Source organism: Streptomyces sp. NPDC054841 (assembly GCF_053611045.1).
In genome coordinates, this window is record NZ_JBSGZO010000009.1 from 37,478 (window position 1) to 51,354 (window position 13,877).

Here is a 13,877-nt window from a genome sequence, read left to right on the forward strand (position 1 = left end):
TTGTTCGGCTGTCCGGAGGCGTGTGTACCGGGGCGGCGGCCCGCCGCATGGCAGCGTCGGGGGCTACGACCGTCCTCGCCCGCGATCAGCAGAGGTCCCTCATGCGACTGCGCACCGCCCTCGCCGCCGGAGCCGCCACGGCCGCCATCGCGCCGGCCGTCCTCGCGGGTCCGGCCTCCGCGAACGACGCGGAGCCGATGCCGCCCGAGCCGGCGGCCCCGCGATCCGCCGGTGCACTCCCCGAACCGGGCGGCGCGCCCGTCGACCAGCAGCCGGCCTGCGGTGACGTACTTGCCCCCGCCTTCCCGGTCGCCACCCGGATCCTGGCGGGCCCGGCCGAGTACCGGGCGGGATCGGCCGCCGGCGAGTTCTCCATCGAGCTGACCAACACCACCGCCGGGGCCTGCAAGAACATCCATCCCGTAGTGGTGCTCGCAGGCCGGGACCAGGCGCTCACCCCCGATCGGATCCGGATGGAGTACTTCGACCAATCCCCGGGGATCTGGCGTCCCGTCACCTTCGAGTGGACCGATCAGGGGGAGGCCGTCGGCGCGCTGGGGGCCGAGCCGGGCGGTTTCGCGGGCTTCGCCCTGCCCGCCCGCGGCACCGTCACGGTCCGGGTGCGCCTCGCCTTCCCGGCCGGCGCCGTCGCCGACTCCGTCGTCGCCAACGCGGCCGTCGTCCAGCGCCGCGGCGCCGACGGCGACTGGGTGGGGGAGTCCAACGACTACCGCTTCAGCCTGCTGGCCGCCGAGCCCACCGGATCCGGCGACGCTGCCGAGCGGCAACCCGGCAAGGAGCCCGGGACGTACGGGACGGCCACGCCCCGCGCCCATGAGCTCGCCGCTACCGGCACCGCTTACCGGTACGCGATCGGGCTCGCCTCCGCCGTCGGCGCGCTCCTCGTCGGAGCCGTGGCCCTTCGTGCCGGCGCCCGCCGGCTCCGCTCCGGCCGCCACTGACGAGCTGGCTCACTGACGCACTGGCCCACTGACGTACTGACCGGCGCAGTGCCCCGCCGGCCTGCCGCCCCGCCGGCCCGCCGCCACGGAGCCAGTCACGGAGCCAGTCACCGAGCCGCTCACGGAGCCGCCCCCCCCACCGAGCCGCCCACCGGGGCCCCCACCGAGCCGCCCGCCGGGGCCGCCCACCGGGCCGTCCATCGGCCGTCCACCGAGCCGTCCACCGGCCCCCCACCGAGCCGCCCACCGAGCCGTTCACCAGCATCTGCGACCATCCCGGCGTGGACTACCCGAACGACCAGGCGCCCGGTGCACCCGTGCGCTCCGGCATCCCCGAGCACGGCCGTATCCCGAAGTACTACGCAGTGAAGGCCCAAGTGGCCGCTCTGCTGGACGAGTTGGGCGAAGGGGGATTGCTGCCCACCGAACGCGATCTCGCCGTACGGTACGAGGTCTCCCGCGAAACCGTGCGCCAGGCGCTGCGCGAACTGCTGCTGGAGGGCCGGCTGCGCCGCCAGGGGCGGGGCACCGTGGTCGCGGGCGCCAAGCTGGAGCAGCCGCTCTCCCTCGCGAGCTACACCGAAGGCGTACGGCGTCAGGGCCGTACGCCCGGCCGTAACCTCATCTCCCTCGACCGTTTCCCGTGCCCGCCGGTTCTCGCCGACGAGACCGGACTGGAGCGTGGCGAGCCCGTCTGGCACATGGAGCGTCTGCTGCTCGCCGACGACGAGCGGGTCGGCCTGGAGAGCACGTACGTCTCCGCCGCTCGCGTACCCCGGCTGGACACCGACTTCAACCCCGACTCGTCCTTCTACGCCTACCTCCGCGACCGGCTCGGGATCGAGTTCGGCGACGCGGACGAGCGGATCGAGACGGTGCTGGCGACCCCCCGCGAGGCACTCCTCATCGGCACTCCGCCGGCCCTCCCCATGCTGCTGATCCACCGCGTCTCGCGGGATACGGCAAAGCAGCCCCTGGAGCGCGTGCGCACCCTCTACCGAGGCGACCGCTTCAGCTTCTCGGCGCACTTGGGTTCCTGAGTCCGAGGGTCGGCTCGGGTCTGCCTCCCTGCCGGGGGTTCGGGGGTTCGGGGGTTCGAGGGTTGTCCCTCGGGAGATGCGGTTCGGCGCACCTCAGCGGCTGACCGGCCACCTCCGGAGCCCATCGCAACCGATGGACGGCCTGACGACGAAGCTTGATAACGGAAGGGTAACGGGTCTAGGCCAACCTTGATGGCCCGTTCACCGTCCCGTTGCCGACCGGCCCCCGATGGGTCACCCACCGCGAGGACCGTTGCCGTCATGCGAGTCATCGTCGTAGGAGCCGGCGTGGTGGGAACCATGCACGCCTGGCACGCAGTGGAACGCGGCCACGAGGTCGTACAGATCGAGCGGGAGGCCGAGGCCCGCGGGGCGAGCCTCCGCAACTTCGGCCAGATCTGGGTCAGCGGCCGCGCCGGCGGCGAGGAGCTGGAGACCGCGCTCCGGGCGCGTGAGTTGTGGGAGGGCATCGGAGCCCGGGTCCCCGAGCTCGGCTTCCGGGCCGTCGGCTCGCTGACTCCCGTACGGAACGACCTGGAGCTGGCGGTCGCCGAGGCGGCCGTGGCCCGGCCCGACGCCGCCGCCCGCGGCTACAAGCTGGTCACCGCGGACGAGGCGCGTGCCATCAACCCGGCCCTGCGCGGTGAGTTCGTGTCGGCCCTCCACTGCGAGCGGGACGCGGCCGTCGAACCCCGCACCGCCCAGCTCGCGCTGCGCCGGGCGCTCCTCGCCTCGGGCCGGTACACCTTCCTCCCCGGGCGCGAGGTCCGCGAGGTCATCGGCCGGAACGCGGTCCGCGACGACCACGGCGACGTGCACAGCGGCGACGCCGTCGTCCTGTGCACCGGCGCCTGGCTCGGCGGGCTCGTCCGCGAGGTCGCCGGTGACATCCCGGTACGTCGCGTACGCCTCCAGATGGCGCAGACCGACCCGCTCGGCGAGACGCTCACGACCTCCGTCGCCGACGCCGACTCCTTCCGCTACTACCCGGCGTACGCGTCCGAGGCGCTGGAGGCCCTCAACGCCGGCCAGGCGCAGCAGCCCGCGGCCGCCGCGCACAAGATGCAGCTGCTGATGGTGCAGCGCCGCGACGGCGGACTGACCATCGGCGACACCCACGAGTACGAGCACCCCTTCGCCTTCGACACCCTCGAAGACCCCTACGAGCACCTCACGCAGGTCGTCGAGGGCTTCCTCGGCCGGCCGCTGCCGAAGATCCGCCGCCGCTGGGCCGGGGTGTACGCGCAGTGCACCGACACCTCCCGCGTCGTTCACCGCCAGCAGGTGCGCGACGGCGTGTGGCTGGTGACAGGACCGGGCGGGCGCGGAATGACGTGCTCGCCCGCCATCGCCGAGACAACCGCCGACGAACTGGGCTGGTGAACCACCACATGACCATGAACATCGAGAACGCGAAGACCCCGAAGAACACCGAGACCGCGAACACCGAGAGCGTGAAGACCGAGAGCGCGAAGACCGAGAGTACGAAGACCGAGACCCCGAAGGACACCGAGACCGCGAACACCGAGACCGCGAACACCGAGAACGCCAACACCGAGACCACGAACGCGCCGAACCTCAACCTCGTCGTCCTCGACATGGCCGGCACCACCGTCGCCGACGGCGGCCTCGTCGAGCAGGCCTTCTCCGCCGCCGCGCTGCGCCTCGGCGTCGAGCCCGGCACCCCCGACCACGCCGAGAAGCTGGACTACGTACGCGCCACCATGGGCGAGTCCAAGATCTCCGTCTTCCGCCATCTCTTCGGCGACGAGGCCAAGGCCCAGGCGGCCAACAAGGCCTTCGAGGAGGCGTACGGCGAACTCGTCGACAGCGGACACATCGCCGAGATCCCCGGCGCCCGCGCCGCCATCGAGGAGCTGAAGGCCCAGGGGCGCACCGTCGTCCTCACCACCGGCTTCGCCCGCGTCACCCAGGACGCGATCCTCGACGCACTCGGCTGGCAGGGCCTGGCCGACCTCACCCTCTGCCCCGCCGACGCGGGTGGCCGCGGCCGCCCGTTCCCCGACATGGTCCTCGCCGCCTTCCTCCGCACGGGCGCGGTCGACGGCGTACAGCAGATCGCGGTCGTCGGCGACACCTCGTACGACATGCTCAGCGGCGTACGCTCCGGGGCGCGCGTCGTGGCGGGTGTGCTGACCGGCGCGCACGACAGGACCGGGCTGACGGCCAACGGCGCCACGCACGTCCTCGGTTCGGTCGCCGAACTGCCCGTCCTCCTCCTCGCGGAGGAGGACATATGAGCCGCAGTGGCATCCGGTTCGACCGGGTATCCGTCGCGTACAGCGGCAACACCGTCCTGGACGCGCTCGACCTGACCGTCGAACCCGGCGAGGTCATGGCACTCCTCGGCCCCTCCGGCTCGGGCAAGACCACCGCGCTGCGCGCCGTCGCCGGCTTCGTACGGCCCTTCTCCGGGCGGGTGTTCATCGGCGACCAGGACGTCACCGATCTGCCCCCGCACCGGCGCGGCATCGGCATGGTGGTCCAGCAGTACGCCCTGTTCCCGCACATGCGCGTCGAGGACAACGTCGCCTTCGGACTGAAGGCGCAGGGCACGAAGAAGACGCCGAAGAGCGAGATCCCGGGGCGGGTCGCCGAGGCGCTGGAGATGACCGGCATGGCGGCGTACGCCAAGCGGTATCCGCGGGAGCTGTCCGGCGGGCAGCAGCAGCGCGTCGCGATCGCCCGCGCGCTCGCGATCCGGCCGGACGTCCTGCTCCTCGACGAGCCGCTCTCCGCGCTCGACGCGCAGCTTCGTTCCGGGATGCTGGCCGAACTGGCGCGACTGCACCGGGAGTTGCCGGACGTCTCGATCCTCTACGTCACCCACGACCAGGTCGAGGCGCTCACCCTCGCCGACCGGATCGCCGTCATGGACAAGGCCCGGCTCCAGGACTGCGGCACGCCGCAGGACCTGTACCGCAAGCCGCGAACGGAGTTCACGGCATCGTTCGTCGGCAACGCGAATCTGCTGCCGGTGACGGTCGGCTCGGACGCCGTGACCTTCGCCGGCCAGGAGCTGAAGGTCCCCACCACCGACGTGGTCCCGGGCGCGCAGGCCACGCTCTGTGTACGGCCGCACCTCGTCGGGCTCGGGGACGGGCCCAACGCGCTGCGCGGGCGCGTCGCCGAGGTGCAGTGGCGGGGGGCGACGCACCGGCTGTACGTCGACGTCGACGGGCACCGCGTCAAGGCGGACCTGCGGGAGCTGCGGCTGCCTCCGGCCCTGGGCGAGGAAGTGACGGTGCACTTCGCACCCGAGGACGCGGTGCTGCTGGCCGCAGGGGTGACCGATGGCTAGTCCCGGTGAACGCCTCATGGAACGGCACCCGGCACCGGGGGTTGTGCCCACCGGTTCCGCCCGGGGGCACCTCCCAGGCGGAGCTCCGGGGGAGGAACGACTGCCCACAACCCCTCGCTGGGTATGGGCCCTGCCGCCCGTCGCCGTCCTCGGGCTGGTGTTCCTCTACCCCCTCGCCCTCGTCGTCCAGGAGTCCCTCGCCCCCGGCGCCTACGCCGACGTCTTCGCGTCCGAGGCCTTTCGCGAGGCGCTCACCACCACCGTGTGGCTGGCGGTCGGATCGACCGTCGGGTGTCTCGTCCTCGGGTTCACGCTCGCGCTGATCATCGCGTTCGTGCCGTTCCCCGGCGGGAAGGCGGTCGCGAAGTTCATCGACGTCTTCCTCTCCTTCCCCTCTTTCCTCATCACGCTCGCGCTGCTGTTCATCTACGGCACGGTCGGCATGGCGAACGGAGTGTGGACGGACCTCACCGGCGCGGAGAGCGGTCCGTTCCACTTCCTGACGACGCCCTGGGGCGTGCTCCTCGCGGAGATCACCTACTTCACGCCGTTCGTGATGCGGCCGCTGCTCGCCGCGTTCTCGCAGCTGGACACGGCGCAGCTGGAGGTCGCCTCCTCGCTGGGCGCGCGGCCGGCCCGGATCGTCCGGCAGGTGATCCTGCCCGAGGCCCTCCCGGCTCTGGCCGCCGGCGGCAGCCTCGTCCTCGTCATGTGCCTCAACGAGTTCGGCATCGTGCTCTTCACCGGCGCCAAGGGCGTCACGACGCTCCCGATGCTCGTCTACAGCAAGGCGATCCTCGAATCCGACTACGCGGCAGCCTGCGTGGTCGCCGTCGTCAACATCGCGATCTCCGTGGGGCTCTACGGGATCTACCGGGTGGTGAGCCGTCGTGCTGGTGCATAGCCGTACGGGCAAATGGGCCACCTGGGTCCTCTTCCTCGCCCTCTTCCTGCCGCTCTTCGCGCTGCCGCTCCTCGTCGTCGTCGCGGCGTCGCTCTCCACCAACTGGTCCGGGGCGTTCCCCTCCGGCCCGACCGCCGAGCACTACACGGCGGCCGTACGCGGCGAGTCGCTCCAGGCCCTGACCACCAGCCTCGTCACGGCGGTCACCGCGAGCCTCCTCGCACTCGCCATCGGCACCTGGGCCGCACTCGCCGCCGCCTCCCTCGGCAAGCGCGGACGCCGCTTCCTCGACGCGCTGTTCATGCTGCCGGTGGCCGTCCCGTCCGTGGCCGTCGGCCTCGCCGTACTCGTCGCCTTCTCGCAGCCGCCGGTGCTCCTCAACGGCACGCGCTGGATCGTGATCCTGGCGCACACCGTTCTTGTCACGGCGTTTGCCCACCAGTCGGTTTCGGCGGCGATCCTGCGTCTCGACCCTGTGTACGAACAGGCGGCGGCCAGCCTCGGCGCCCGTCCCTCGTACGTCCTGTGGCGAGTGAAGCTGCCGCTGCTGCTGCCGTCCCTGAACGCGGCGGCGGGGCTCTGCTTCGCCCTGTCCATGGGCGAGTTGAGCGCCACGATGATGCTCTACCCCCCGGACTGGATGCCCCTGCCGGTGCTGATCTTCACGGCCACCGACCGTGGCTCCCTCTTCACCGGCTCCGCCGTCGCCGCGGTCCTCATGGCCACGACGCTGCTCGTCCTGCTCGCCGTCTCCCGTATCCGCACCAGAGCCGGCTACCGCTGACGCGGTAGGTCCGCTCGTTCCGCAAGGAGTTGTTCATCGTCATGCGCCGCAACCTCATCACGCTCACCGCCGCCCTCACCGGCAGCCTCGCACTCGCCGCCACCCTCACCGCCTGCGGAGGCGACTCCGCCGCCTCCGACGAGAAGGTCGTCACCGTCTACAGCGCCGACGGCCTCAAGGGCGAGAACGGCGACGGCTGGTACGACCAGGTCTTCAAGGACTTCGAGAAGGAGACCGGGATCAAGGTCAAGTACGTCGAGGGCGGCTCCGGCGAGATGGTGCAGCGCGCCGCTCGCGAGAAGAGCAACACGCAGGCCGACGTGCTCGTCACACTTCCCCCGTTCATCCAGCAGGCCGACTCCAAGGGGCTGCTCCAGGCGTACGAGCCGGCCGGCGCCGACAAGGTCAACGGCGCCGACAAGTCGGGCGACGGCAAGTGGACCTCGGTCGTCAACAACTACTTCGGCTTCATATACAACAAGAAGGAGCTGACGGAGGCCCCGAAGACCTGGGAGGAGCTCCTGGACGCGAAGTACAAGGACAAGCTCCAGTACTCCACCCCGGGCGTCGCGGGCGACGGAACCGCCGTCGTCATCAAGGCCATGCACGACTTCGGCGGCGAGGAGCCGGCGATGGCGTACCTGAAGAAGCTCCAGGCCAACAACGTCGGCCCCTCCTCCTCCACCTCCAAGCTCGCCCCCAAGGTCGACAAGGGCGAGATCCTCGTCGCCAACGGCGATGTCCAGATGAACTTCGCCCAGTCCAAGTCCATGCCGAACCTCGGCATCTGGTTCCCGGCCAAGGAGGGCGGCAAGCCCACCACGTTCGCGCTCCCGTACGCCGCGGGCCTCGTCAACGATGCCCCGCACACCGAGAACGGCAAGAAGCTCCTCGACTACCTGCTGAGCGACAAGGCCCAGAAGCAGGTCAGCGAGATCGGCGGCGGCTTCTCCGCGCGCAGCGACGTCAAGGCCACCGACGCCAACGCGATCGAGCTGACGAAGATCCTGGAGGGCGTCCAGGTCTTCGAGCCGAACTGGAAGGACGTCGACAGCAACCTCCAGAAGTACGTGGACTCGTGGAAGTCCGCCACCGGAAGCTGACTCGAAGCCAGGAGTTCACCGTACGTCCGTGGTGACCCACGGACTATCGCGGAAAGATAACGGGTATGGACCAACGCCCCCGCTTCGGCGGGGGCGTTGCTCTGGGCGCGACTTCCCATCACGTCATCACTCTCCGACGGAGGACCCCACGATGCCGATGACACCCGGCATTCCCCGCCGTACCGTGCTCGCCGCCGGCGCCGCGACCGCTGCGGTCGCCGCCGCCACCACCGCAACGACCCTCGCGGCCGCACCCGCCGCCCACGCCGCGGCCCCGACCCTCCCGAACGGCGCCAGCAAGGACAAGGTGCTCGTCATCGGCATGGACGGGCTCCGCCACGACCGCATCGACGCGGCCAACGCCCCGCACCTGAAGTCGATGATGGCGAACGGCACGTACGGCCTGTCGCTGCTCTACGCCAACCCGATGGCCGCGACCTCCTCAGGGCCCGGCTGGTCGACCATCTCCACCGGCGTCTGGCCCGACAAGCACGGCGTCAAGGACAACTCCTTCATCGGCAAGAACTACGGCAGGTACCCCGGCTTCCTGGCCCGTCTCGCACAGGTGCGGCCCGAGCTGTCCACGTACGCGGCCGTCGACTGGAAGCCGCTGGACACCCAGGGCACGGTCACCCCCGGGGCCGACGCCAAGCTGGTCCTCGACGGTGACGCGCAGGGCTATCCGGGCCACGACGCCACCATCGCCGCCGACACCGAGTCGATCCTGCGCAACCAGAACCCGGACGTCCTCTTCGTCTACTTCGGCAACACGGACGTCGTCGCGCACGCGAACGGCACCGGCCAGAAGTACCTCGACGCCATCGCCGTCCAGGACGGCTACGTCGGCCGGCTGGGGGCGGCCATCAAGGCCCGGCCCTCGTACGCCACTGAGCGCTGGACCGTCATCGTCGCCACCGACCACGGCCATGTCGACGCCGGCGGCCACGGCGGCAGCTCCATCGAGGAGCGCCGGACCTTCGTCCTGGCGCAGGGCCCCGGGATCGCCGCCGGTGCCCGGCCCCTCGACACCCGACTCGTCGATGTCGCCGCCACCGTCTTCAAGCAACTCGGCATCACCCCCGACCCCGCCTGGGGCCTGGACGGCAAGCCCGTCCAGGAGCGGTCCACGGACTCCTTCGACGCACTCCAGTCGTCCCTGACCGCCCGCGTCGACGAGACCGGCATCCCGGCCTCGGTCCTCGGCTTCACCCACACCGCGCCCAGCGGCTGGTCAGTCATCAACAACGCGATGGGCACGGGCGGCGTCACCGAGTGGCGTGGCTGGTCCTTCGCCACCGACGAGTTCTGGTCCCGCACCCAGCGCGACCAGTGGCGCGAGCTCAATGTCCGCTCGCGAGGCGTCTTCGCCGTCGCCGACTCCGACGAGTGGGACGACAAGGCGAACTCCGGCGGTTACGACTCCACGCTGGTCAGCCCCGCGTACAGCGTCTCCGGCAAGACCACGGTCACGCTCGATTTCACCACCTTCTACCGCCAGGAGGGCAGCCAGAGCGCCCAGATCCTGGCCTCCTTCAACGGTGGCACGCCCACCGTCGTGAAGAGCTACACCTCGGACGTGGTCTCGCAGCCGCAGAGGGTCTCCGTCGCCGTCCCGGCCGGAGCGTCCAGCGTGAGCTTCCGCTTCCGTTACACCGGTGCCAACAACTGGTACTGGGTGATCGACGGGGTCAAGGTCTCGGCTTCCTGACTAGGCTGGGGGGCGCCGGTACATCGTCGTGGCGGCGCCCCGTCAGCACACCGCACATCGCACTACGCGTACGGCAGGAGTCCGCTTCATGGCAGAGCGCAAGCCGATCGAGTCCTGGCTCACCGACATGGACGGTGTCCTCATCCACGAAGGTGTCCCGATTCCCGGCGCGGACGCCTTCATCAAGAAGCTCAGGGAGACCGGGAAGCCCTTCCTGGTCCTCACGAACAATTCCATCTACACCGCCCGCGACCTGCACGCCCGGCTCGCCCGGATGGGTCTGGACGTGCCCGTGGAGAACATCTGGACGTCGGCCCTGGCCACCGCCAGATTCCTGGACGACCAGCGCCCCGGCGGCACGGCGTACGTGATCGGCGAAGCCGGGCTGACCACGGCCCTGCACGACATCGGGTACGTCCTCACCGACCACGAGCCGGACTATGTCGTCCTGGGCGAGACCCGTACCTACAGCTTCGAGGCCCTCACCAAGGCCATCCGGCTGATCAACGAGGGAGCCCGCTTCATCGGCACCAACCCGGACGAGACCGGTCCGAGTCCGGAGGGCCCGCTGCCCGCCACCGGCTCGGTCGCCGCGCTGATAACGAAGGCCACCGGCAAGGACCCGTACTTCGCGGGCAAGCCCAACCCGCTGATGATGCGCACGGGCCTGAACGCGATCGGGGCGCACTCGGAGACCAGCGCGATGATCGGCGACCGGATGGACACCGATGTGCTCGCCGGCCTGGAAGCGGGCATGCAGACCTTCCTGGTGCTCACGGGTCTGACGACACCGGACGACATCGACCGGTATCCGTTCCGTCCGTCGAAGGTCGTCGACTCGATCGCCGACCTCGTCGACCGGATCTGACCCGGATCTGACCCGGATCTGAATCGGATCTGAATCGGAACTGACCCGGATTTGACCCATCTGGGTCTGCTGGAGATGCGGAAACGGGCGGAACGCGTGAATCTTCTGGTACCAGGAGGTTCACAATGCGTTCTGTTCCGATTGCTCTCCGTGTACTGGGGGCGGTCTCCGGTGCACTGCTGCTGACGCCGCCCGGAGTCTCGTACGCCGAAGAAGGCGGACAGGTCAAAGTCACCTTCCAGCCCGCCACGGTCAAGCCCGGGGGCGAGGTGGAGCTGCGGGTCACCGGCTGCGCCGGAGGCCGGGGCTCCGCCACGTCCCAGGCGTTCGCCTCGGACGCGGCGCTGTCCGGCCCCGCGGGCGCGAGGAGCTCGCTCTCCGGGGAGACGACGGTCAAGCCCGGCGTCGACCCGGGTTCGTACGCCATCAGCGTCAGCTGTGACGGTCATGATCACCGGGGAGTGGACAGCTTCCAGGTCGCGATGCCCAACCCGGAGCCGTCCCGCCTGCTCGGCCAGGGCGGACAGGAACAAAAGCGGGACGAGGACGAGAAACGGGACGAGGGCGACAAGCGGGACCAGGGTCACGAGAAGCAGGACGAGGACAAGAAGCGCGACGAGGACAAGAAGAAGGACGAGGACAAGAAGCGCGACGAGGAGAAGAAGAAGGACGAGGAGAAGAAGGATCAGGAGAAGAAGAAGGACGAGGACAAGAAGCGGGACGAGGACAAGAAGCGCGACGAGGGCGACAAGCGGGACCAGGGCCACGAGAAGCAGGACGAGGACAAGAAGCGGGACCACGGTCACGAGAAGCACGACCAGGGCGAGGACGGGGACGAGGGCGAGGACGACGAGCAGGACGCGCTCCAGGACCCGGACACGGACCACACCCCGGTCGCTCCGGTACGGGCCGGTGGTGGCGGCGCCGCCACCGCTCTGGCTGCCGAGGGAGCCAAGTCCGCCGACACCCAGGGCCCCGGGACTCCGCACACCGTGATCGGGCTGGTCCTGGCCGCTGTGGCCGCGGTGGCGGTCGCCTTCCGCAGTGCCCGTCGCCGCCGTGCGGGTACGACGGACGAGGACTGACCGCCATGCGTTCCGGTGAAGGTACCTCCGGTGAACGCCCGTCGGGCACCGGTCGGCTGCTGACGGGTGTGGCCTGGGCGGTCATGCTGCTGGGCCTGTGGCTGTGGGGTCACGAGGCGACCGAGGGCTCCGGCGCCAGCTCCGCCCCCACGACCGGCGACGTGGCCGCGGTCGGCCGCCCCCTCGGCGTACCCCTGCCGCCCGCCCGCGCCCCGCTGCGGCCCGCCGAACCGAGCAAGGTGGAGATTCCGTCCATAGGCGTCACCGCCCCGGTCGTGTCCCGCGGCCTGGACGCGACGGGAGCGGTCGATCCGCCGCCGTACGCCACGCCGGGCACCGTCGGCTGGTTCGGCAGCGGCATCCAGCCCGGAGCCGTGGGCGCGGCGCTGTTCGTCGGTCATGTCGACACCAAGACCAGACCGGCCGTCTTCTACGGCCTCAGCGCGGCCCGCCCCGGCGAGAAGGTCCGGGTCACCCGGGGGGACGGCTCGGTCGCCGAATTCACCATCGACGACGTCCAGGTCTTCAGCCGGGACCGGTTCGACGCCCGGGAGGTCTACGGGGCACGTCAGCCGGGCCGCGCGGAACTCCGTCTGATCACGTGCGGCGGAACCTTCGACAAGAAGACCCACTCGTACACGGCGAACGTGGTGGTGTCGGCGTATCTGACGGACGCCCGGGGCATCTGACACCCTGCGGCTTCATTGGACGCCCGGCATGCGGTCGTCCGGACCGAACCGAACCGGACCAGGCTGGACCGGCCCGGCCCTGCCTGGAAGGCTCGTTGCCTCGTGGCCGCCCGGAGCCGTGTGTCAGGATGGATTCGGCCGGTCTTGTCCGGGAGCGGGGCGCCTTGGGGGGACGGCCCTGACACGGCAGAACAGTGCACCAAGGGGGAGTGGATGTACGGCAGTTATGTCGGGCGTGCCCGCTGGGCAGCGGTCGCGGTGGGGGCCGCGCTGCTGGTGGCGGGGTGTTCCACCCCGGACGGTGACGGGAACAGGTCGGTGGCCCAGCAGCCCAAGGGGACGGACCCGTACTGGGTCAACCCCGAGGGGAGCGCGTCGAAGCAGGTGGCCACGTACCTCGACGACGGTGACGACAAGAACGCCGAGCTGATCAAGAAGATCGCCCAGCAGCCGATGGGCCAGTGGATCGGCCCGGAGAATCCGGAGGACGAGGCGAAGGGGTACACGGAGGCGGCGGCCAAAGCCGACCGGGACGCCCTGCTGGTCCTCTACAACATTCCGCACCGGGACTGCGGCCAGTTCTCCAAGGGCGGCGCCGCGGACGGCAACGCGTACCGGGAGTGGATCGACAAGGTCGCCAAGGGCATCGGCGACCGCCGGGCCACGGTCATCCTGGAGCCCGACGCCGTACTGCACCTGGTGGACGGATGCACGCCGGGCGAGTTCCACGAGGAGCGGTTCGACCTGCTGAAGGGCGCCATCGAGCGGCTCAGGCAGCAGCCCGCGACGAAGGTCTATCTGGACGCGGGCAACGCCGGCTGGGCCAACCCCGACTCCCTGCCCGAGCCGCTCGCCCGGGCGGGCATCGGGAAGGCCGACGGATTCGCGGTCAACGTCTCCAACTTCCAGACCACCCAGGCCAGCAAGGACTTCGGCCACAAGCTCTCGCCGAAGGTCGGCGGCAAGCACTTCGTGATCGACACCAGCCGCAACGGCAACGGGCCGTACACGCAGGGCGATCCGAAGGAGAACTGGTGCAACCCGCCGGGCCGAGCGCTCGGTGAGGCGCCCACGACGAAGACCGGCGATCCGCTCGTCGACGCGTATCTGTGGGTGAAGCGGCCGGGGGAGTCGGACGGCGACTGCAAGGGTGGCCCGAAGGCCGGCGACTGGTACCCGGAGTACGCGCTGGAGCTCGCCCGCAACACGAAGTAGACGTCTGGGCGCCTGCGGCGGGCCCACGCGGCGGAGCCACATAGTGGATGCTGCCCCTCCCCGCCCCTTCCCGGCTGTGTCGATGTGCGGCTCCGCCGCGTGGGGGGCGAGCCCCAGACCCCCGGTACGGCCTCTGGCCGTGTCCTCAATCTCCCCCAGAGCTTCGCCTGGGGGGACCCCCAGACGGGCTCCAATGG

General features: G+C 70.5%; 12 protein-coding genes and 1 pseudogene. All 13 read left to right on the top strand.

Annotation, left to right across the window (positions count from 1 at the left end):
- Nucleotides 1–101: 101 nt before the first annotated feature.
- The gene (locus tag ACWGI8_RS02750) at nt 102–962 is read left to right on the top strand and encodes a hypothetical protein (protein ID WP_453658000.1); all 861 of its coding nucleotides are present in this window, start codon (nt 102–104) and stop codon (nt 960–962) included.
- A 281-nt stretch (nt 963–1,243) separates the two neighbouring features.
- Complete coding sequence (locus ACWGI8_RS02755) at nt 1,244–2,002, top strand: GntR family transcriptional regulator (protein WP_453658002.1); 759 nt, start codon at nt 1,244–1,246, stop codon at nt 2,000–2,002.
- A 261-nt stretch (nt 2,003–2,263) separates the two neighbouring features.
- Nucleotides 2,264–3,385, top strand: a complete 1,122-nt coding sequence (locus tag ACWGI8_RS02760) for a TIGR03364 family FAD-dependent oxidoreductase (protein WP_453658004.1) — start codon at nt 2,264–2,266, stop codon at nt 3,383–3,385.
- A gap of 14 nt (nt 3,386–3,399) precedes the next feature.
- Nucleotides 3,400–4,263, top strand: coding sequence for a phosphonatase-like hydrolase (locus tag ACWGI8_RS02765; RefSeq protein ID WP_453658006.1), 864 nt, complete (start codon nt 3,400–3,402; stop codon nt 4,261–4,263).
- Complete coding sequence (locus tag ACWGI8_RS02770) at nt 4,260–5,324, top strand: ABC transporter ATP-binding protein (protein WP_453658008.1); 1,065 nt, start codon at nt 4,260–4,262, stop codon at nt 5,322–5,324. The genes ACWGI8_RS02765 and ACWGI8_RS02770 overlap by 4 nt, the downstream gene beginning before the upstream one ends.
- 16 nt (nt 5,325–5,340) lie before the next feature.
- Nucleotides 5,341–6,228 (top strand): 2-aminoethylphosphonate ABC transporter permease subunit, encoded by an 888-nt coding sequence (locus ACWGI8_RS02775; RefSeq protein WP_453658026.1) that lies wholly within the window; start codon nt 5,341–5,343, stop codon nt 6,226–6,228.
- Entirely contained in the window at nt 6,215–7,012 is a 798-nt protein-coding gene (locus ACWGI8_RS02780; protein ID WP_453658010.1) for an ABC transporter permease, read from the top strand. Before ACWGI8_RS02775 ends, ACWGI8_RS02780 begins: the two co-directional genes overlap by 14 nt.
- A gap of 41 nt (nt 7,013–7,053) precedes the next feature.
- Complete coding sequence (locus ACWGI8_RS02785) at nt 7,054–8,115, top strand: 2-aminoethylphosphonate ABC transporter substrate-binding protein (RefSeq protein ID WP_453658012.1); 1,062 nt, start codon at nt 7,054–7,056, stop codon at nt 8,113–8,115.
- 151 nt (nt 8,116–8,266) lie between these two features.
- Entirely contained in the window at nt 8,267–9,823 is a 1,557-nt protein-coding gene (locus tag ACWGI8_RS02790) for an alkaline phosphatase family protein (protein ID WP_453658014.1), read from the top strand.
- 88 nt (nt 9,824–9,911) lie between these two features.
- Nucleotides 9,912–10,691: an HAD-IIA family hydrolase gene (locus ACWGI8_RS02795; protein WP_453658016.1), complete on the top strand. Its 780-nt coding sequence runs from the start codon at nt 9,912–9,914 to the stop codon at nt 10,689–10,691.
- Between the two features lie 887 nt (nt 10,692–11,578).
- Nucleotides 11,579–11,776, top strand: a pseudogene (locus tag ACWGI8_RS02800) (hypothetical protein); the annotation flags it as partial.
- Between the two features lie 5 nt (nt 11,777–11,781).
- On the top strand, nt 11,782–12,465 hold the full coding sequence (locus ACWGI8_RS02805) for a class F sortase (protein WP_453658018.1): 684 nt from the start codon (nt 11,782–11,784) through the stop codon (nt 12,463–12,465).
- A 213-nt stretch (nt 12,466–12,678) separates the two neighbouring features.
- Nucleotides 12,679–13,680, top strand: coding sequence for a glycoside hydrolase family 6 protein (locus tag ACWGI8_RS02810; RefSeq protein WP_453658020.1), 1,002 nt, complete (start codon nt 12,679–12,681; stop codon nt 13,678–13,680).
- Nucleotides 13,681–13,877 lie beyond the last annotated feature (197 nt).

What these genes read in the sequence shown, in the direction of transcription:
- ACWGI8_RS02790 (WP_453658014.1), top strand. Translation starts at nt 8,267, where the DNA reads ATGCCGATGACACCCGGCATTCCCCGCCGTACCGTGCTCGCCGCCGGC.
- ACWGI8_RS02770 (WP_453658008.1), top strand. Translation starts at nt 4,260, where the DNA reads ATGAGCCGCAGTGGCATCCGGTTCGACCGGGTATCCGTCGCGTACAGC.
- ACWGI8_RS02750 (WP_453658000.1), top strand. Translation starts at nt 102, where the DNA reads ATGCGACTGCGCACCGCCCTCGCCGCCGGAGCCGCCACGGCCGCCATC.
- ACWGI8_RS02810 (WP_453658020.1), top strand. Translation starts at nt 12,679, where the DNA reads ATGTACGGCAGTTATGTCGGGCGTGCCCGCTGGGCAGCGGTCGCGGTG.
- ACWGI8_RS02805 (WP_453658018.1), top strand. Translation starts at nt 11,782, where the DNA reads ATGCGTTCCGGTGAAGGTACCTCCGGTGAACGCCCGTCGGGCACCGGT.
- ACWGI8_RS02775 (WP_453658026.1), top strand. Translation starts at nt 5,341, where the DNA reads ATGGAACGGCACCCGGCACCGGGGGTTGTGCCCACCGGTTCCGCCCGG.
- ACWGI8_RS02760 (WP_453658004.1), top strand. Translation starts at nt 2,264, where the DNA reads ATGCGAGTCATCGTCGTAGGAGCCGGCGTGGTGGGAACCATGCACGCC.
- ACWGI8_RS02795 (WP_453658016.1), top strand. Translation starts at nt 9,912, where the DNA reads ATGGCAGAGCGCAAGCCGATCGAGTCCTGGCTCACCGACATGGACGGT.
- ACWGI8_RS02785 (WP_453658012.1), top strand. Translation starts at nt 7,054, where the DNA reads ATGCGCCGCAACCTCATCACGCTCACCGCCGCCCTCACCGGCAGCCTC.
- ACWGI8_RS02765 (WP_453658006.1), top strand. Translation starts at nt 3,400, where the DNA reads ATGAACATCGAGAACGCGAAGACCCCGAAGAACACCGAGACCGCGAAC.